This window comes from Leptospira montravelensis (assembly GCF_004770045.1).
In the GTDB taxonomy this organism is placed as follows: domain Bacteria; phylum Spirochaetota; class Leptospiria; order Leptospirales; family Leptospiraceae; genus Leptospira_A; species Leptospira_A montravelensis.
On sequence record NZ_RQFO01000004.1, the window covers coordinates 558469 to 577796 of the forward strand.

The 19328-nt window shown below is 37.1% G+C and carries 20 protein-coding genes; 2 read left to right on the forward strand and 18 right to left on the reverse strand.

Annotated elements, in window-relative coordinates:
• Position 1: 1 nt before the first annotated feature.
• The 12 genes from EHQ31_RS03545 to rfaE1 all read right to left on the reverse strand — a co-directional run bounded on the left by EHQ31_RS03545 (position 2) and on the right by rfaE1 (position 12493).
• Entirely contained in the window at positions 2-1354 is a 1353-nt protein-coding gene (locus EHQ31_RS03545; protein ID WP_135569633.1) for a sigma-54-dependent transcriptional regulator, read from the reverse strand.
• Positions 1354-3177, reverse strand: coding sequence for an LIC_11548 family sensor histidine kinase (locus tag EHQ31_RS03550; protein ID WP_135569635.1), 1824 nt, complete (start codon positions 3175-3177; stop codon positions 1354-1356). The genes EHQ31_RS03545 and EHQ31_RS03550 overlap by 1 nt, the downstream gene beginning before the upstream one ends.
• Positions 3167-3442, reverse strand: a complete 276-nt coding sequence (locus tag EHQ31_RS03555) for an HPr family phosphocarrier protein (RefSeq protein WP_135569636.1) — start codon at positions 3440-3442, stop codon at positions 3167-3169. The genes EHQ31_RS03550 and EHQ31_RS03555 overlap by 11 nt, the downstream gene beginning before the upstream one ends.
• Positions 3417-4385, reverse strand: coding sequence for an HPr(Ser) kinase/phosphatase (gene hprK / locus EHQ31_RS03560; RefSeq protein WP_135569638.1), 969 nt, complete (start codon positions 4383-4385; stop codon positions 3417-3419). Before hprK ends, EHQ31_RS03555 begins: the two co-directional genes overlap by 26 nt.
• Before the next feature lie 4 nt (positions 4386-4389).
• Positions 4390-5811: an RNA polymerase factor sigma-54 gene (gene rpoN / locus EHQ31_RS03565; RefSeq protein ID WP_135569640.1), complete on the reverse strand. Its 1422-nt coding sequence runs from the start codon at positions 5809-5811 to the stop codon at positions 4390-4392.
• Positions 5812-6519 carry an LPS export ABC transporter ATP-binding protein gene (gene lptB, locus EHQ31_RS03570; protein ID WP_100717123.1) on the reverse strand — a complete coding sequence of 236 codons (708 nt, stop codon included), beginning with the start codon at positions 6517-6519 and terminating at the stop codon, positions 5812-5814.
• Between the two features lie 49 nt (positions 6520-6568).
• Positions 6569-7906, reverse strand: coding sequence for an LptA/OstA family protein (locus EHQ31_RS03575; protein WP_135569642.1), 1338 nt, complete (start codon positions 7904-7906; stop codon positions 6569-6571).
• Positions 7903-8448, reverse strand: coding sequence for an LPS export ABC transporter periplasmic protein LptC (gene lptC / locus EHQ31_RS03580; protein ID WP_135569644.1), 546 nt, complete (start codon positions 8446-8448; stop codon positions 7903-7905). Before lptC ends, EHQ31_RS03575 begins: the two co-directional genes overlap by 4 nt.
• A 10-nt stretch (positions 8449-8458) precedes the next feature.
• Positions 8459-9304, reverse strand: a complete 846-nt coding sequence (gene kdsA, locus EHQ31_RS03585; RefSeq protein WP_135569646.1) for a 3-deoxy-8-phosphooctulonate synthase — start codon at positions 9302-9304, stop codon at positions 8459-8461.
• 1 nt (position 9305) lies between these two features.
• Positions 9306-10928, reverse strand: a complete 1623-nt coding sequence (locus tag EHQ31_RS03590; protein WP_135569648.1) for a CTP synthase — start codon at positions 10926-10928, stop codon at positions 9306-9308.
• Positions 10929-10991: 63 nt separating this feature from the next.
• Positions 10992-11480, reverse strand: a complete 489-nt coding sequence (rfaE2, locus tag EHQ31_RS03595) for a D-glycero-beta-D-manno-heptose 1-phosphate adenylyltransferase (RefSeq protein ID WP_135569650.1) — start codon at positions 11478-11480, stop codon at positions 10992-10994.
• Positions 11477-12493 carry a D-glycero-beta-D-manno-heptose-7-phosphate kinase gene (gene rfaE1 / locus EHQ31_RS03600; RefSeq protein ID WP_135570942.1) on the reverse strand — a complete coding sequence of 339 codons (1017 nt, stop codon included), beginning with the start codon at positions 12491-12493 and terminating at the stop codon, positions 11477-11479. Before rfaE1 ends, rfaE2 begins: the two co-directional genes overlap by 4 nt.
• A gap of 114 nt (positions 12494-12607) precedes the next feature.
• Between rfaE1 and EHQ31_RS03605 the strand changes: the two genes are divergently transcribed.
• Positions 12608-13159, forward strand: a complete 552-nt coding sequence (locus EHQ31_RS03605; protein WP_244247251.1) for an LON peptidase substrate-binding domain-containing protein — start codon at positions 12608-12610, stop codon at positions 13157-13159.
• On the opposite strand, the gene EHQ31_RS03610 is transcribed toward EHQ31_RS03605, so the two are convergent.
• From EHQ31_RS03610 to EHQ31_RS03620, 3 genes are all read right to left on the reverse strand, one after another.
• Positions 13143-13814: an LIC11631 family protein gene (locus EHQ31_RS03610; protein WP_135569654.1), complete on the reverse strand. Its 672-nt coding sequence runs from the start codon at positions 13812-13814 to the stop codon at positions 13143-13145. The genes EHQ31_RS03605 and EHQ31_RS03610 overlap by 17 nt on opposite strands.
• A gap of 78 nt (positions 13815-13892) precedes the next feature.
• Positions 13893-15827, reverse strand: a complete 1935-nt coding sequence (locus EHQ31_RS03615) for an AMP-dependent synthetase/ligase (RefSeq protein WP_135569656.1) — start codon at positions 15825-15827, stop codon at positions 13893-13895.
• 135 nt (positions 15828-15962) lie between these two features.
• Positions 15963-16496, reverse strand: a complete 534-nt coding sequence (locus EHQ31_RS03620) for a TlpA family protein disulfide reductase (protein WP_135569658.1) — start codon at positions 16494-16496, stop codon at positions 15963-15965.
• A gap of 77 nt (positions 16497-16573) precedes the next feature.
• On the opposite strand from EHQ31_RS03620, the gene EHQ31_RS03625 reads away from it, so the two are divergent.
• The gene (locus EHQ31_RS03625) at positions 16574-16882 is read left to right on the forward strand and encodes a hypothetical protein (RefSeq protein ID WP_135570944.1); all 309 of its coding nucleotides are present in this window, start codon (positions 16574-16576) and stop codon (positions 16880-16882) included.
• Here the strand turns inward: EHQ31_RS03625 and EHQ31_RS03630 are convergent.
• From EHQ31_RS03630 to EHQ31_RS03640, 3 genes are read right to left on the reverse strand one after another with little or no spacing between them, the layout of a single operon-like run.
• Entirely contained in the window at positions 16865-18004 is a 1140-nt protein-coding gene (locus EHQ31_RS03630) for a glycosyltransferase family 4 protein (protein WP_135569660.1), read from the reverse strand. The two genes, EHQ31_RS03625 and EHQ31_RS03630, sit on opposite strands and share 18 nt — an antisense overlap.
• Entirely contained in the window at positions 17998-18867 is an 870-nt protein-coding gene (locus tag EHQ31_RS03635) for a 3'(2'),5'-bisphosphate nucleotidase CysQ (RefSeq protein WP_135569662.1), read from the reverse strand. Before EHQ31_RS03635 ends, EHQ31_RS03630 begins: the two co-directional genes overlap by 7 nt.
• A gap of 19 nt (positions 18868-18886) precedes the next feature.
• Positions 18887-19315 (reverse strand): LIC11625 family surface-exposed protein, encoded by a 429-nt coding sequence (locus tag EHQ31_RS03640; RefSeq protein ID WP_135569664.1) that lies wholly within the window; start codon positions 19313-19315, stop codon positions 18887-18889.
• Positions 19316-19328: the final 13 nt, after the last annotated feature.

The window sequence follows — 19328 nt, forward strand, 5'->3', positions numbered from 1 at the left end:
ACTAACCTTCGTTTAACTGTTCCACAGAAATATTTAAAGAACGTAGTTTTCTATATAAATGAGTTCTTTCAATCCCTAATGCTTTGGAAGTCCTTGTCACATTCCCTTCGCAAATCTGTAAGGTTTTGATGATGTATTGGCGTTCGAATTCTTCTTTGGCATGTTTTAAATCCCCACGGGCCACCATTTCATTGGCTTTTTTAAAACCATGAAGGGCCTCCTTTACATCTTTGGCACGAATGGTTTCACCTGGAACAAGAATACTCAAACGTTCTAAAATATTCATTAGTTCTCTTACATTTCCTGGCCAAAAATGGGAAGTAAGTGCATCCAATCCTTCCCTATCAATGGTTTTAGGTGAAAGATGATTCTCCAAAATAGATTTTTTAAGATAATATTCTACAAGTAATGGGATGTCTTGGTTTCGATCTCGGAGCGGAGGTAATTCCAAAGGAATGACACTTAATGCATAATATAAATCTTCTCGAAACCTTCCTTCTCTAATGGCTTCCTCTACATTGGAATTTGTGGCTGCAATGATGCGCACATCAACGGGTATAGAATCATTCCCACCCACACGTTCTAATTTTTGTTCGAGAATTACTTTTAAAACTTTGGATTGGATAGAAAGAGGTAAATCACAAACCTCGTCTAAAAACAAAGTGCCATTATGTGCCGATTCCCATTTCCCAAGCCTGACTTCACTTTTAACGTTACTTCCAAGTAACTCAAAACCAAATAACTCCTGTTCTATTGTATCTTCCAAAACTGAAGCACAATTAAATTCAATATACGGTTCATTTTTTCTTTTAGAATTTTGATGGATGGACCTAGCTGTTAACTCTTTTCCCGTCCCATTTTCACCAAAAATAAAAACTCGAGCATTTGTTTGAGCTGCTTGATAAATGGCAAATTTAACTCTTTTGATTGATAACGATTCTCCTAAAATTTCATCAATTTCCAATTGGAACTCAGGAATTTCGTAATCTTTAGTTTTTGCCAAAGCCGATTCAATCGTTTGTATCACCTTTTCTATAGAGAGAGGTTTCTCAAGGAAATCAATTGCACCTTTTTTGGTAGCACTTACTGCCAGTTCAATGGTCCCATGTCCAGAAATCATTACAATGGGCAAACCAGGATATAGTTTTTTGCACTCATCTAAAATGGAAAGACCATCTTCCTTACCTACCCAGACATCCAACAGAACCAAAGATGGTCTGTCTTTTGCCAATGCTTTTAGTAAAGACTTTCCATTCGCAAAATCTTCCACGGTATAATCTTCATCTTCCAAAATTACGCGCAGAGATTTTCGAATTTCTTTTTCATCATCAAGTATATAAATTAATTTATGCATTATTGATTATCCAAAGGAAGTTCAATTCTAAATTTACATCCACCCAACTTGGAATCTTCGACGATGATATGTCCATGATGATCTATGATAGTTTTTTGAACTATCGCAAGCCCAATTCCCGAACCATGATTTTCCTTTGTAGAAAAATATGGTTCAAATACCTTTTCCTTCCATTCTTGTTTTAGGCCCGCACCAGAATCATCAATTTCAATAACAATGGATTTACGAAGTGCTTTCTTTTGTAATTTGGACATAACTCGAATTTTTTTTCGTTTTAAACTTAGGATGTCCATATCTTCTTTTAAATTTTCACCAGATTGAATGGCCTCTACTGCATTTTTAATCAGATTATTGATCACACCAAGAAACAGTCGTTTATCGAGAAAAACTTCAGGTAAATTAGCAGCTAATTTTAATTCAAATTCAATATCGGTGGTATCTTTAAATAATGCCACAGCTTCTTCTAATATTGGATTCAAATTTTGATTGATCAGAACGGGAACCGGCATCCGTGCAAATTCACTGAACTCTTTCACTAGATGTTCCAAAACTCTCACTTGTCCAATGATAGTTTCTGTAGAGTCGAAAATAACCGATTCTAAATTTACGGATTTTGGATTTTGGAATTTTCTTTGGATTCTTTGAGCTGATAATTGAATGGGAGTGAGGGGATTTTTAATTTCATGGGCCATTCTCTGGGCCACTTCTTTCCAAGCGGCAATCCTTTGCGTATGCATAAGTTCTTCCGATTTTGCTTTTAAATCACTGACCATTTGATTGAAACTATCAATGAGGATCCCCATCTCTCCCTCTTCGGTTTTTTCCAATCGAATATCAGATTCACCTAGTGAAACCTTTTTTGTCGCATTCGCCAAATCTATAATGGGTTTAGAAATTTTCCGTGCAAATAAAAATGAAAAGAGTATGGCAATTAGAAACATTGCGGCAGAAAAGCTAGCAATAGTAATGCGAACACTGAAAGGGATTTTTTCTTTCCAAAGACTCACCTTCTCATAAGTGGATGTTGCATTTACTATATTTTGTACATCTGCTTCCATACCCAAATGAATTCTTTGACCGACGTAAACTTCGAACGCGTCGTTTAATAGAAATTTACAAAGAATATAGGACCTATCTGCAAGATAAAGTCGACTCACAAAAATATCTTTATATTCTGAATCCAAAAATTCGAGTTTTTCAATATATCGAAATAGTCCCCTAGACTCGAATTTTAACTTTTTCGATTCTACATATCCCAAATAGTATTCGTTTTTTTCAAAAAGCCCATTCTCAACACCTTTTTGAAATACCGAATAACCATCGTTTTCTTTACCTTCTAACCTTGATCGAAGAATATTTACTTTTTTTAAAAACTCAGTTTCAATATCTTTTTCTTCATTTTGTATGATTAAATTAGCAGAACGAAGGGCATTCGATATATCTACTCTGTAAAAACCTTCAATGAGTCTTCCTGTAAGATTTGAAGACAAAATAAAAATTGGCAATGAAGGAACAAGTGCCACAAAAAGAAAAGCGAGCGTTAGGCGATAACGAATCGAACTTCTAATTTTACCCGTTTCTCTATTTCGACGATTCCTATAAACGTAACTTAATATAAGGGAAAGGATAAAAAATGGAATAAGAATGAATAAATAAGTATCTAATTTAGAAAAAAAAGAAATGTCTTCTTCCTTACGAAAAAAAACCAATTCAGAAAAGCCGACGGATATTCCTATGGTTAGAAAAAATATAAAAATATCACGTAAGTAATATCGATTTTCATCAGATAAACTAGGAAAAAATTTTAAGAGCTTATTTGGCATTTGTTTCGAAGTTTCTTTCAACCAAAGCTTCTAAAGCAAGAAGTGCCTCCTCTTCGCCTTTTCCATCTGCTTTTACAGAAAAAATTGTTCCTGGACCCAAAGCTAACATCATAAGGCCCATAATTGACTTTCCATTGACTTCAATATCATCTTTGACAACAAAAATTTCACAAGGAAAACTTGCTGCCATTTTGACAAACAAGGAAGCAGGCCTTGCATGAAGTCCACTACTGTCTTCTCTAATCTTTAATTGGATTTGTTTCAATTGTACTCTGTTGGATGTATGTATTTAGTTTATTTGAAAATTCTTTGGCACTATTTTTTCCCATTTTACGTAACCGTTGGTTCATAGCTGCCGTTTCTACAATGATAGGTATATTTCTTCCTGGTTTCACCGGGATCTCTATGTAAGGGACAGATACTCCAAGGATCTCTTCCATACTTTGTTCGATCCCTGTTCTTTCATATTCTCCCGCAGTTTGTTCTTCCCATTCTTTTAAATTAATAATGAGTTCAATGAGTTTATGATCTCTTACAGAACCTACACCAAACAAGTCTTTGATGTTTAAGATTCCAAGACCTCTAATTTCCATATGATGACGAAGTAAATCAGAACAAGAACCAATCAAATAACTTTCACTCAAACGGCGAATCTCTACCATATCATCGGCAACAAGTCTGTGACCCCGTTCAATGAGTTCCAATGCTGTTTCACTTTTTCCTACACCGGAACGTCCAGTGAGTAAAGTTCCAATACCAAATACTTCAATGAGTACTCCATGACGCATCGTTCGTGGTGCAAGAGCTCGGTCTAATATTTGAGAAATAAGTGTGATAAATCTATGTGTGGCAATTTCCGTTTTAAAGAGGGGAATTCCTTTTGATTTTGCTCTTTCTACAAACGGAATTTGCGGTTCATTTCCGTGGGTGTAGATGATACAATTCAAATGAAACTCAAAAAATTTATCAGTAATTTCCTGAAGTTTGTCTTCGGATAATGAGTTTAGGTAGGCCCACTCTCCTTTGCCTAAAATCTGAATCCTATCATTTGCGAAAAAGTCGAAAAATCCAGTCAGTGATAATCCTGGTCGATTGATTTCCGCATTGTTGATACGATTGGTGAGGCCCGCCTCCCCCGTTATCAAAATCAGTTGGAGATCTTCATGATCTTTTAAAATTGTATCAACAGTGATCCCAGGAACTGGCATTGGTTTACCCCTTTAGAGAACTGATCCGCTTTCTTTCATTCGAAGGTAGGATTCTTAAAACCTTTCTATACTTTGCAACTGTTCTACGAGCAATTTCAATTCCTTTTTTTTCCATCAGTTCAACGATGTCTTGGTCAGACAAAGGATTGTTTTCATCTTCTTCTTTCACCAAATTACGAATGATTTCATGAATTTTTTTGGAACTTTCTTTTCCGCCTTCCGCAGACCTAACGCCAGAAGAAAAAAACCATTTGAGTTCAAAAATCCCCCAAGTAGTTTGAATATATTTATTGGTTGTTATGCGAGATATTGTTGATTCATGTAGATTTAGTTTTTCTGCTACTTCTTTTAAAGTAAGCGGTTTGATAAACCCAATCCCACCACGAAAAAAATCTACTTGAAAATCAATGATACAACTTACAACTCTTTGTAAAGTTTGTCTTCTTTGTTGAATGGAACGGATGAGCCACTGGGCTGAACTAAATTTCGATTGAAAATACTCTTTTTCTTTAGGTGGGAGTTTATGATTTAAAAGTTCACGGTATTCTTCTTGGATAGTTAATTTAGGTAACCATTCATCATTAATGAATATATTAAACTCGTTTCCGACTTCTTTAACAACAACATCGGCAACAACATAATCAATTTTTCTACCTTGGTAGGTTGTGGCGGGATATGGCTCCAATTTTTTAATGAGCCTTGCCAAGGTAATTATTTCTTCTTCTGTAATTTTAAGGTTTTTAGCGATTTTTTTATAATCTACCTTCTCTAAGTCCGATAAAAATTCTCCAATCAATTGATGTAAAAGTGTATTATCGGGAAAAAGAATTTTTCCTTGGATGAGTAAGGTTTCTTGCATATCACGAGCGCCAATCCCAATGGGATCAAGTTCGTTGATTACCTGTAATACTCGCCTAACTTTAGATTCAGGATAACCCATTTCTTTTGAAACCAAACCTAAATCATCAGTAATAAATCCCTTATCATCAATCATACTAATGAGGACTTCCCCAATTTCAAATTCTAACTTGGTTAGTTTGATCATTCTCAACTGATTCAGTAGATGTTCTTCTAAGGTTTCCCCACGTGTGGAAGATTCTATGTATTTTTGGTTTCTATCACTTGCTTCCGTATCGTAAGAACGAGGACCTTCTAAGGAATAAGAATCTTGCCAATTGACATCGGTGCTTTTTTCGTGATTTAATTTTTCTAAACGTTTTACCTCATCGATAGAAAAAAGTTCAGGCATTTTCGTTTTTTCATCGGTACCCATTTCATCTAAGAGAGGATTTTCCAATAATTCATTTTGAATTTTATCAGAAAGTTCTAAAGTGGATAAAGACAAAAGTTCAATGGACTGACGTAAGTCCTGGGTCATCACTAATTTTTGCGTTTGGCGTTGTGAAAGTGAAGCCCCGAGTTTCATTTAGAGTTTAAAATCCTCACCCAAATAAATTCGTCTTGTTTCTGGATCGTTTATCAAATCATCAGCTGTTCCTGAAATCAAAATCCGTCCACTATACATGATGTAGGCTCTGTCAGTAATTTTTAAGGTTTCTCTTACGTTATGGTCAGTAATCAAAATTCCGAGTCCACGTTCCTTTAAGGATTGGATGACATTTTGAATGTCTTTAACTGCAATGGGGTCTACACCCGCAAATGGTTCATCCAAAAGTATAAAATCGGGATTTGTCACTAGTGCCCTTGCAATTTCGCAACGCCTTCTTTCTCCACCGGACAATGTGTACCCTTTTTGATTTGCCACTCGCATGATCTGTAACTCCAGAAGAAGTTCATCCCTACGACGAATGATTTCATCCCCAGGAAGGTTCATGGTTTCTAAAATGGCCTCTAAATTTTCGGCAACAGTAAGTTTACGAAAGATACTTGCTTCCTGTGCCAAATATCCTACACCCATTCTTGCCCGGATATGCATGGGAGCTTTTGTCAGATCTTCATTATCGATAAAGACATGGCCTTCATCAGGTGTGACAAAACCAACGCTCATATAAAAACTAGTGGTTTTACCTGCTCCATTAGGACCAAGGAGACCTACAATTTCGCCTTTTCTTATATAAAAACTAACACCATCGACTACTTTGCGTTTGTTATAAATTTTTACTAAATTTTCCATCCGGAATGTTTTTACATTCGGATCCATTTCCTTTTCTATTGTTTGCGGTTTACTTTTTTTCGCCATTCGGTATTACCTTGAGTCCATCTGTCAGATAGGCTCTATCCGATTTTGGAAAGAGAATGATTTTCCCTGCCGAAACCTTAGTACTGTCCTTAACTAAAGTTGGATTTCCTTCCAAAACCAATTCATCTTTTATTTCATAATAAGTTGCAAACTCGCCAGTTGCGGTTGCTGATTGGGTTTCCACCTGAACATCACCCCGAGCCACAGTTTCAAAACGTTCATCAAACCTTTCCAAAAAGACCGCTGTTAGTTGGCCCTTCTCACTCAGTTCTTTTTTATCTAAAAAAACGATACGTGGACTTTCTGTTAGATAAGAATAACCCTTATCTTTATCATAAGACAAAAGCCCACCCTCCATACGATATCCATTTTCTTTATCTAAATAACTTACATTCCCTGTAGCCTTGATATCTTTATTATTACGTCTACTTTCTAAGGTGTTAGCTCTAAACTCAGAAGTTTTTCTATACATAAAGGCATCACCATTCATTGAAGTTACAGTTTCTTTGCCTTTATTTTGATGAGTTAATGTTTTCCCAGTAAAGAGAGTGACTACACGTTCTTTAGTACTTGTATCTTTTTCTTTATCTTTTTTATTTTCATAAGAAACTTGGTAGATCGTTGCATCACCTTCTAGTTGGATACTTCCTTCTTTTACAAAGTAAGTTAAGGTTTGACCAATTAAAAAACGATTTTCTGAAAATAGAAATGGTTCACCTGATAAATCCATCCTATCGTCTTTTTCTGAAAAAACCGCATCCTCACCAAATACTTGAAATTCCTCTGAAGTAACCACAACCTTCCCGGCTAAATTTGTTTTGGCTTCTTCCAAATACCTAACAATGGATTCGCATTGGATCTTAACTACTTTGCCATCTTTTTTCTGCAAAAGAACCGGATGATTTTCAAGACTCACCGTTCCGGCCATTTTATTATAGATCCCTTTTGCTGCTGTTAAAGTTACTCCATTTTGAAAATCTTCTACAACCACTTGGCCTTTTAAATTTCCGACCAGGGCATCTTCCCCAATAATTTCAATTTCTCTGGCGCTGAGTTTTATACTTTTATGCATGATATAAGCACCTCCACCGAGAATAAAAACCTTCATGGGAATTCCGTTGATGGTTCTCTCTTCTTGGGTAAGGCTACTTCCACCCCACATCACTGGTATTTTATCTTTAGATTCTTTTTTTTTCTCAGGAGAAAAGATAGTTTCCTCTTTTTTCAATAGATCTTCTGACCCATATAACAAAGGGATAGGTGAAGGATTGGCATTCAGAAAAGAATAGGAAAAAATAAAAAGTATAATAAGTTTTTTCATGGTTTATCCTTTAGGGGATTACTTCCACCAACAGTTACCGCTTTTGGATGGATGATGGTAAACTTATTCAAACTTTTATCAGCTCTTAATCCTTTCCCGCGGATGGTGGTTCCATCAGAATAAACTAATACGTCTTCTTCCGAAGATAAGGTTTTTTCATCTAAATTATAAGTCAAAGATTCTGATTCGATGTATTTTCCATCGTTTGTTTTTAATTTTACTTTTCCGTTTAAAACCACTGTTTTTGTAGAATGATTGATTTCTCCGCGATCTCCTGTCATCGCAGAAGTCGCATTCCCTTTTTCAAACTGTTTAAACTCAAAACCATAAACGATTGTTTTATTTTCTTTTGGAAATATATAAGATTCAGCACCTTTCAGTTTCCATTCTAATTCCCCTGTTTCTTTATAAGAAGAACGAGAAAAATTACGCATAGAGATCATAGACCCTGATTCTTTTTCTAATTCAATGCGAAGGTATTCCTTATCTTTGCAATGAACCATTGCCAAAATGAATATAGGAATCAGCATCCTTCGCATCATAAAGGAAACTTCAGGCCTCTAAAAATTTGGTTTTAACTAATCGATCGAGTTCGAGTAGTTGTGTTAAAAGATTTTTAGCCTTTGCTAATGGGAATTGAGTGGTGGCATCAGAAAGTGCTTTTTCTGGATCAGGATGTACTTCCATAAAAAGTCCTTCCACACCGACAGAAACTGCTCCGCGCACCATATGAGGAATAAATTCACGAACCCCACCTGTAATGTTTCCGGCGGCTCCTGGAAGTTGTGCGGAGTGAGTTCCATCAAAAACAATCGGAATTCCATGTTTGTGCATCATGGGAATCCCACGTAGATCAAACACCAAGTTACCGTAACCGAAACTGGCTCCCCTTTCGGTTACCATATACTTTTCAGATCCAGACTCTTGGATTTTTGTTTTGATATGACGGGTGTCATCCGGTGCCATAAACTGGCCTTTTTTGACATTCACCCATTTTCCTGTTTCTGCGGCTTTTGCAATGAGATCAGTTTGGCGGCTTAGAAAAGCAGGGATTTGAAAAATATCAACTGTATCTTTTAAAGGATCGACTTGGATGGTTTCGTGAATGTCTGTAAGTACAGGAACATTGTATTTGTTTTTGATAAAATCTAGAAGTTTCCTTCCTTCTTCCAAACCAGGTCCTCTGTAGGAATTGATCGAAGAACGATTGGCTTTATCAAAGGAAGACTTAAAGATATAAACAATCCCTAAATCATCACAAATGGCTTTCATCTCTCCACAAACTCTGTCGAGTAAGTCTTTGTTTTCCATCACACAAGGTCCGGAAATTAAAAAGAAGGGATTTCGACCCCCGATTTTTTTACCGAAAAATTCTCTTTCTTCAATTAAATCGTACATCTTAATCCTCCGTTTTTTTAGCTAATTTGGATGCCGCACGTATAAACCCAGCAAAAAGTGGATGTGGGTCTGTCGGTTTAGATTGAAATTCAGGATGGAACTGCACACCAACAAACCAAGGGTGGTTGGGAACCTCAACTATCTCCGCCAAACTTCCATCTGGCGAAAATCCAGTAAGATTCATTCCTTTTTTCTCAAAATCATCTTTGAAACGCAAAGTGAATTCAAATCTATGTCTATGTCTTTCTGAAATTCTTTCAGACTTATATTCGGAATAAGCAAGGCTACTTTTTTTGACTACACAAGGATAAGCACCGAGTCGCATAGTACCACCCATACGTTCGATTTCTTTTTGTTCTTCAATCATAGAAATTACAGGATATTCTACATTGGGTTTAAACTCGGTTGAGTTTGCATCTTTATAACCAAGAACATTTCTTGCAAATTCAATCACAGCGCACTGCATCCCAAGACAAATTCCAAAAAATGGAATTTGTTTGGTTCTGGCATATTGAATGGCAGCAATTTTTCCTTCAATGCCACGTTCCCCAAATCCACCGGGAACCAAAACTCCATGAACACCTTTGAGAAGTTCTTTTATATTTTTTGTATCAATATCTTCTGGATTGATTTTAACAACTTTTACATCAACATCATTGGCAATCCCACCGTGTGCCAGAGATTCATAAACAGAACGATAGGCATCTTGTAGGGATATGTATTTTCCGATTAACGCAACTTTTACGGTCTTTTTTGTATTTCGAATCTTTTTGACCATATTTTCCCATTGGGAAAAATTTAGTTTACGGAGATCCATTCCAAGTGCATTTAAAACTACTTCATCCAATTTATCTTCCCTGTACATGAGAGGAATTTCATAAATCGAAGTATCAATATCAACAGCAGAGATTACATTTTGTTCTTTTACGTTACAAAAGAGAGAAATTTTATTTTTCATCTCTTTGGACATTGGTTTATTGATTCGGCAAATTAGAATGTCTGGTTGAATTCCAAGAGCAAGGAGTTCCTTCACTGAGTGTTGGGTTGGTTTTGTTTTTGCTTCCCCAGCCGCCGTAATCGTCGGAACAAGAGTTAAATGTAAAAATAAAACCTGACTTGCACCATGTTCATAACGCATTTGCCGAATGGCTTCAAGAAATGGTACCGACTCAATGTCACCAACCGTTCCCCCGATTTCCACAATGACAAAGTCAGTTTCTTGATCGCGTGTTAGGTTATAAATCCTATTTCGAATTTCATTGGTGATGTGAGGTACAACTTGTACGGTTCTTCCTAAATAATCACCTTTTCTTTCTCGTTCGATTACTGCATGGTAAATTTGACCTGTGGATACGGAATTTTTTCTGGAAAATTTGGATTTAGTAAATCTTTCGTAATATCCTAAATCTAAATCGGTTTCTGCTCCGTCTTCCGTTACATACACTTCCCCATGTTGGTACGGACTCATCGTACCTGGGTCAATGTTGATATAGGGATCCATTTTTTGTAAAGAGACGGTATAACCTCTTGCTTCTAACAAACAACCGAGAGCTGCCACGGTAACCCCTTTTCCTAAAGAAGAGGAAACGCCACCGGTAATAAAAATATATCTGGTCTTGGACAAAATGGACCTCAAAAAAGAATGTTTTTTACAGAGTGGTGGGATTTGGGTCCAAAATCAATACGTTTAGGAAGGAGATTTTGCTTTTTCTAAAATCTTGGTTGTGGATTTTCCTGAGACAAAAGGCAAAATTTGAATATCCGCTCCCATCTCTTTTAAAATTTGGTATTCCGGCAGGGTTTCTACTTGGTAGTCTCCCCCTTTGGAATGGACAGATGGTTTTACTTTTTTCAAAATTTCAAGTGGAGTATCTTCAACAAAGGGAGAAACAAAATCCACAGAAGAGAGTCCTGCAAGCACAAACATTCTGTCTTCACAAGAATTAATGGGTCTGGATTCTCCTTTTAGCCGCCTAACACTAACATCCTCATTGACACCAATCCAAAGTAAGTCTCCTAAATCACGAGCCTGCGCTAAGTAACTCACATGGCCTGGATGTAAAATATCAAAACAGCCATTGGTAAATACAATTCGTTTGCCTTCGAGTGACTTTCTTTTGGATTCAATTTGATCTATGGGAACAATTTTTGAATTTAATGTATCGTAAAAACTCATGCATTTACATCCAAATATCCAAGAGTTTGCAGGGCCTCTTCTATTTCTGTTTTTGTGACCGTAGCAGCACCTAACTTTCCTACAACGATTCCGGCACTTACATTGGAAATGAGAGCAGCATCAGCTATGGACATACCCGTTGCCACAAAGGCAGTGTACGTGGTAATGACAGTGTCCCCCGCACCGGTTACATCAAAAACTTCTTTGGCAACTGTGGGAATATGATAAAAGGAATCCGTTTTTCTTTCATAAATGGACATTCCTTTTTCTCCACGAGTGATCATCATGGCATCGGGTGTAAGTTTTTCTGAGATTTCCCGACAAGCAGATTCAATTTCAGAATCACTCAGAAGTTTTTTACCAAGTGCCTTCCCTGCTTCATGGTGGTTAGGAGTCATGATATGGATATTTTTGTATAAGAAAAAGTGGCTCACTTGCGGGTCTACTGTCACAATTTTATTTTTTTGATTACAAAGAGCAATGACTGACTGAATGAGAGAGGGGGTCAGATATCCTTTATCATAATCAGATAAAATGACAGCAGAACAATCCTTTAATTTAAGTTCCATTTGTTTGAGAACCGAACTTTCTTCCTCTTTTGAGAGAGGAACCACTTCCTCACGATCCACCCTACAGATCTGTTGGTGTGTGGCAATGATCCTAGTTTTTAAAATGGTAGGAAGGGTTTTGGATTTTAATAAAACTAAATCGTCTTTGGAAACTGAATTTTTGAGTAAAAGACCTTCTAAAGAATCCCCAGCTTTGTCCTCTCCAATCCGTCCAAACACCACACCAGAGACTCCGATTGCTGATAAATTCTGTACTACGTTTCCCGATCCACCTAAGGATTGTTTTTCGTTTCGGACCCAAACGACAGGCACAGGAGCTTCCGGGGAAATTCGTTCCACGGAACCAATCAAATATTCATCTAAAATCAAATCTCCAATCACAAGCACTTTGATTTTGCCTAAATCCTCAAAAGATTTACGAAGTGAAGTTTTCTTAATTTTCAACAAAGCCAGATCCTTGAATTGGTTTACAACTAAACAGAGAATCTAAAACCTTTCTCTGTGTCAACCTTCCCCTTACCTCTCTTTCCTCTACCAGATGTATTTCTGTTTCCGGGAATGTTTTTGCCTCTCCATATCTTTGAACCCAGATACCGGATGATGTTAGATTTTTGTATAGAAAACGGTGGAGAAATGGGAATGGCACCCTATCCCAAAAATTGGGTTGGGCCAGGTTTTCCCCCCATACCCGAAGTGGTGGGATATGGACATATCATCCAAAGAGAATCTTTACCAGATGGGAGATCCAATATTATTTTAGAAGGAATTGGAACCGCTGAAATTGTCAGTTTGAATTCCACAGAACCATTTTATATCGCTCAAATTGTTCGCAGGGAACACCAAAGGAATAAAAATGTTTCGGAAACGTTAAAAGAAAAAATTGAAGAGTTACTTGTTCTCACCAAACGAATCTTACTTGCCGAAGGTGCGGAGGAAGATTTAATTTTGAAAATGAATCAAATTTTGGTTCATCCTTATCCCGTCGATTTTATAGCCTCACTCATCTACTTTGATTTTAAAACCAAACAAACGATTTTGGAAACCACCCAATTAGAAACCAAGGCCGATCTTTTAAAGACGGTTTTACTTGGACTTAATTTGGGCGAATAGGTGATTTAGTTTTTAATTCTGCTACCAAAAACAAAAATTCAGGCATATCCGTTGGATTGTCTCGAAAGAACACGCGAGGGTTCGTTTCTTTAGAATTTAAATATAAATAACTAGAGTTTTCTTTGCGAATGTATGCACGTTCCAAGTAGTGATCGGTTTGTGAATATTGCAAAAAATCTTTCATCAAATCACTTATAGCAATATCACCTTCGCTTTGTTTGTTGGTAGCAGAAAAGAAAACTGAAGTAGTTTCTTTTTCCTGTTTTTCCCAGTGGAATTCACTGGACCAATGTCCTTTTCCACCAAACGATAGTGCAGGGATAGGTGAATCAGAAACTAAATTCGGAATAAATTCTTGAGATTCCCAAGGAACTCCTTTGCCTAAAAAATTCACCTTGGCTAAATAGGTTTTCCAAAATTTGGATAGTCCCTTTACTTGGAGTTTAGGTAAAGACAAACTCTCTCTTAAAAAACTTCTTAATGTTAAAAATCCTAAAAATCCCAAATGGACTTGGCTCACCGATTGGAAATCCCAAACTTCTTCTTGTTTTAACGGAGATAAAAACAAGGAATCCATCGCATAGAAGTCCTGGTGTTGGTAGGGGTAAAAAACGCCTGTAGATGAGGAAACTAAAGATCCGTCCGATCGATTCACAATTAGAATATCGACGGGTGAAGAAAAAGAGGAGAGTAAAAACCGCCTGTGAACCAGGCGGTTAGGAATTAAATTTACTTAATCAGCAGCATACAAAGCAGCAATTTTGTCTTTGTATTTTTCCGTGATCAAGTGGCGTTTCATTTTGAATAGGTTTGTCAATTCATCACCCACTTCAAACGGTTTGGTAATGAGAATGAATGGGGTCACTTGTTCAAAAGACTTAAATCCCGTTTTCGTATTGTTCAGAGCTTTGATTTCCTTTTTGTAGAAATCAAGAACCTTAGGATTTTCAATGAGTTTCTGTTTGTCAGTCTCTGAAATTCCATTTTCTTTGGCCCACTCTGTCAATTTATCAAAATCAGGAACCACAAGCGCACCTAAGTTCTTTTGGTCTTGACCAATCACCATCACTTGCGCAATGAAAGGAGATTCCGTAAGTTTGTCTTCAATTGGAACCGGCTCTACGTTTTCCCCACCAAGGAGAACCACTGTATCTTTGGCACGTCCCGTGATGGTTAGGGTCTTTTTGAAATTGAACATTCCAATATCTCCCGTATCCATCCAACCGTCTTTTAGAACTTTCGCAGTAGTTTCGGGGTTTTTGTAATACCCTTTCATCACTTGTGGTCCACGGATATGGATGACCCCACGAGCTCCGTATTTTCCAGAAATGAGTTTTTGGTTGGCATCAATATGAGTGAGCACCTTTCCTAAATCATCTCGGATTTGTAAGGACGTCTCAGGAGTGATGACCCCCACAGAACCTTGGACTAACTTTTTAAAAGTTCGAACAGAGATCACTGGTGAAGTTTCAGTCATTCCATACCCTTCGAGTACATTGATTCCAATGTCATTAAAGAAAGCATCCACATGTCTTTGGAGTGCTCCACCACCTGATACGGAAGCTTTTAGTTCTCCACCGGTTGCCTCACGGATTTTGGAAAGTACAACCAAATCCAAAAGAAAGTAAGGAATCGCAAGGACAATGGCAACTACCAAGTAGTAAAAACCTTTGAATAGAGAAACAATAGGATTTCTTCCTACATAATCCACTTGGTTTCCTTTTAAAAACCTCGTAGCCGCATTGAAGTGTTTGGAGAAAAAATAAGCCATATTGAACAAACCTCGGCGTAAAGCAGGAGTTTGTTTTGGATCATTGATTCTTGTATAAATTCCGTTATAAATACTTTCCCAAAGTCTTGGAGCAGACGCCATAAAAGTAGGTTTTGCCTTTTTCATGTCATCTCGCAAATCGCGTACGTTGGTATAGTATGTCGCACAACCTGCAGCAATCGCTAAGTATTCAAAAACTCGTTCGAATACGTGCCAAACAGGTAGGATAGACAACATCCTTTCATCTTGTTTGATTTCAATCATACTTCCTAAAATGGCAGATGTTTGGTGGATCATATTGCTGTGTTTCAACATAACACCTTTTGGCATCCCAGTGGTTCCAGAAGTATAAATGATTGTAAAGAGGTCGTCTGGAGCGATTGCTTTCATTCGCTCTTCTGCTTTTTTAGAACCTTTGGCGCGGAGTTCTTTTCCCTTTTCAATTAGATCATAAAGCTTTAATACACCAGTTGCAGTGGATTTTTTATCCATAACAATGAGAGTTTTAGCAAATTCTAATTGAGAGCGGTTCTTTTGAAATTTCTCGAGCATTTTATCGTTCTCAAGAAAAATCACTTTTGCTTCACAATGGTTTAGAATATAAGCAATTTCTGAATCAGTAATGTCGGTTCCACGAGGAACATCTGCTGCACCGGCCATGAGGATTCCATAATCGGAAACAATCCATTCCAATCGGTTATCGGCTAGCAAGGCGACATTTTCTTTTGCAGTTACACCCAAATCAATGAGAGCTTCTGCTAAGTTGATACCAAGATCATATACTTCTTTAAAAGTGACAGGTTGATAGGACTTAGATTCGTCTTTACTGACGAACGCGGGGCGGTTCCCAAATTTTTCAGCACTCTGCTGGAAGAGTTCGGGCAAATTGGCTGGCATTATTGTGACTCCTTTCTCTAAAGAAAACGTAAAAAGGTATCTTTAAGGGACTTTTTTAACGAACATGAGTCAAGACATTTTCAATCTTGTCATTGAAATCAAGGGAAAATCAAATTGTTGTTTCGCATTGCACAATTATGGCAGATCGGACGCAGCCCATACATGAGAACGAATGACAAGCCCCGAAAGGTCAGATTCAATCAGTCCATATTGCCGATACACAATCTTTCCGCTCCTGTCAAAGACAAGGAGGCAAGGAATTCCTTCGACATGATAAAAATCTGTTAATTTCCAGTCTTTATCCAGTAAGGTGGGGTAACTCATCTTCAATCGTTCCATATCTTTTTTGATTTTTTCAATGGGTTCCGATGTATCTGTGTTAACTCCTCGAAATACAAAATCCGTTTCCGAAACTGAAGACTTCCACTTGTTGATGGTGGGTACTGCTTTCGCACAAGGTTCACACCAGGTGGCCCAAAAATCCAAAACAAGGACCTTTCCCTTAAAAGTTTCCATCTTTTCCGAGGTGCCGTTCACAGTGGCCAGGGGTTCTGGATAAAAATCGTCAGGTTCACCTTGGGGTTTACAAAAAAGGAGAGAAAGGAGAAAGATCAGATAAAAACTGGATTTAGCGTGTCGCAAAGTTTTGGTTTTCCTATTTGAATTCATTAATTTATAATTACTTCTCCAATTTAGACGAATGGAATGATTACGTAAAGGGAAACTGGAAAGGAAAGGGAATTTCTATGATTCCTTCTACGATCCAACCATACGAATCAGGTGATGAAACAACCGTTATCTGGAAAGCAAATACAAAAGAAATTAAATCCCATTTTAAACGAGGGAAATCTGAATTTTCTCTAACATGGAATATAGAATCGGAAGTACTCTGTGACAGAATCAAACTATTGGCAAAAGATGCTGACTGGGAATGTGAAATCCAAGCTATGACAAAAGATAGATTTCATCTCCACGTCCTTCCAAAGTCCGACAAATCCAAAATTCTATATTCAGGTGTGGTCACAAAAAAAACGGGTTTATTCTCCTTCCTCTAAAACCTTTCTAAAAACTTCCTCTGTGATTTTGGCTGCGTTTTCCCATGTAAATTCAGAAATTGAAACTTCCTGTGGTTTAGGATTCTCAAAATGTTTTTTGATTGCCTCTGCCCAAAGTTTTGCATCCTCTTTTGTTTGAAATGGTAAATAGGTAACCTCTTGTTTTCCAATTTCACGGAAAGTAGGAATGTCAGAAACTACACAATTCAAACCGTGAAAGATTGCCTCCACCATTGGAATTCCAAATCCTTCGTATTTACTGGCAAAAGCAAATAAACCAGCTTTTTTATAAATATGTTGTAATTCGGAATCTGACACAGAATCTAAAATATGAATGTCCTTATATAAGGCACGTTCCTGTAATAGTTCCTCAATAAATTCAGAGGATTCCCAACCAATTTTCCCTACGATTACCCAAGGACGGTAATGATGCGGATCTAATTTGCGATATTCACGGAATACATCTAATAAAAATGGATAATTTTTTCTTGGTTCTATCGTAGAAACTGATAATAAAAAATCATTGCCTAAATCCTTCACACGATTAGAAGGTTTTGATTCCAATAGTTTTAACATTTCAGTTGGATTCACACCAGGATAAGATACTCCTGTTTGTTCAATTGGATATCCGAACTTACGGCACATATCATCACTCGTTTGTTTTGAGATAGAAAGAATGAAACTCGACCGCCTAACAGAATAACTTTGAAATAGTCTTTGTTGGACTTTAGCTATCCAACGCATAGTTTCCGGATATAAATACAAAACTAAATCGCAATATGTAAGAACTGCACGAAGTGCTTTTGGCAAAAACGGCGGTAATACTTGTTGAGAACCCCAGAATAAATCCAACCTATGACTAAATAAATAAAAAGGGATAAAAAAATTATAATACAATCCCCCCTTCCATTTTAAGAAACCACCACCGGATACCCAATTGACGTTAGGTAAATCTAAAACGGCTTTATGATCCTCGTGAATTGGTAAATGGGAAAATAAAAAGAAATCATATTCTTCTTTATGAGGAAATGCCTTTAAGGTTTCTGCAATGAGCCTGCCTACACCGGAAACACGAGTAGAAAGTGGCCTGGCATCAAGGCCAATTCGTTTGGTTCTTACCATCGTTCCTTTACCTTAAGTGACAATTGGTGGAAGTCAATTTTTGATTCCAAATATTTCACTGCCGATTTTTTTCCTGCAACCAAACCATACGAAAGTGTGTTCTGCTTATTGAAATGATATTCACTATCTTTTAATGGAAAACAAGTAAAATTCTCTTCATCCAGTAGAGCAATTCCGCCACAAATATCCCATTCATTCTTAGGTTTTAAAGAAACAATTAGGTCAATAAAACCTGCAGAAAGTAGTCCCAACTTATAGGCAATACTGCCCATAGAACGAATTTGAAAATCATCCTGCCAAAAGGAATCGGCAAATAATCCTTCTTTCATTTCTGATAAGGATACAAGTAAAACCGGCTTATTGGGGATGGGCATTGCTTCCTCTAACGGGTGCAATACGGATGAACTTTCCACAACTAAAGTTCTAAAATTTTCTTCAGTAGCAAAAGGAGATTGTAATTTGGCAAAAAAAGTATTTCGATTTTTAGAAAAAAACTCACCAGTTGCCGGATTAAAAATTACTCCCCAAATGGCTTCTCCATTTCGAACAAGACCTAAACTCAAGGCAAACTGGTCGTTCTTTTTTACAAACTCACGAGTACCATCAATAGGATCTAAAATCCAAACCCATTCTTTCTCTAATCGAATGGCTGAATCTGTTTTTTCTTCTGACAAAAAGCCATGACTCGGAAACCTGGCTGAGATTTTTTCAAAAAGAAATTCGCTAGCAAATAAATCAGCTTCTGTGACGGGATCGTTCCCACCTTTATCACGAATCTGAAAGTCCGATTTGTAAATGGAAAGAATGGTGTCTCCAACAGATAAAACCCACCGCCAAACTTCTCTGAAATCGTTTTCTTCCATTCCGTCCTAATTTATAATTCTAATTCTTTTTTTCTTCTTTATGAGCGTTGGAACCTAAATCCAAACCCTCAGGTTTTTCTAAGACAATTTCCTCAGAAGGAGAAGTAACGTAAGTTTCTGGGTCCACAGGGAATTGGTATTGGAAATAATAATTCTTATATTTTACAAAAAATGTGTTAGTGCCTTCGGGACGTTCTGTTTGTAAATCCTGAAATTTAAGATCTTTTAATTCTTTTTTTGGATTTACTAATCGTTTAGATAGGGTGCTACGAACAGAACTTACCATATTGGCTTCAAAATTCTTTTTTTTCTGTTCCTCGGTAAGTTTTGGATTCCTAAGATAATCTTCTAACTTAGTAAACTCTTCCGCCAAACCTGAGTTCTGCTGTGCGAATACAAAAGTTACAGGAAACAATACAATCATACTTAAAATCCAAAATCGTTTCATAGTCATTCCTCTT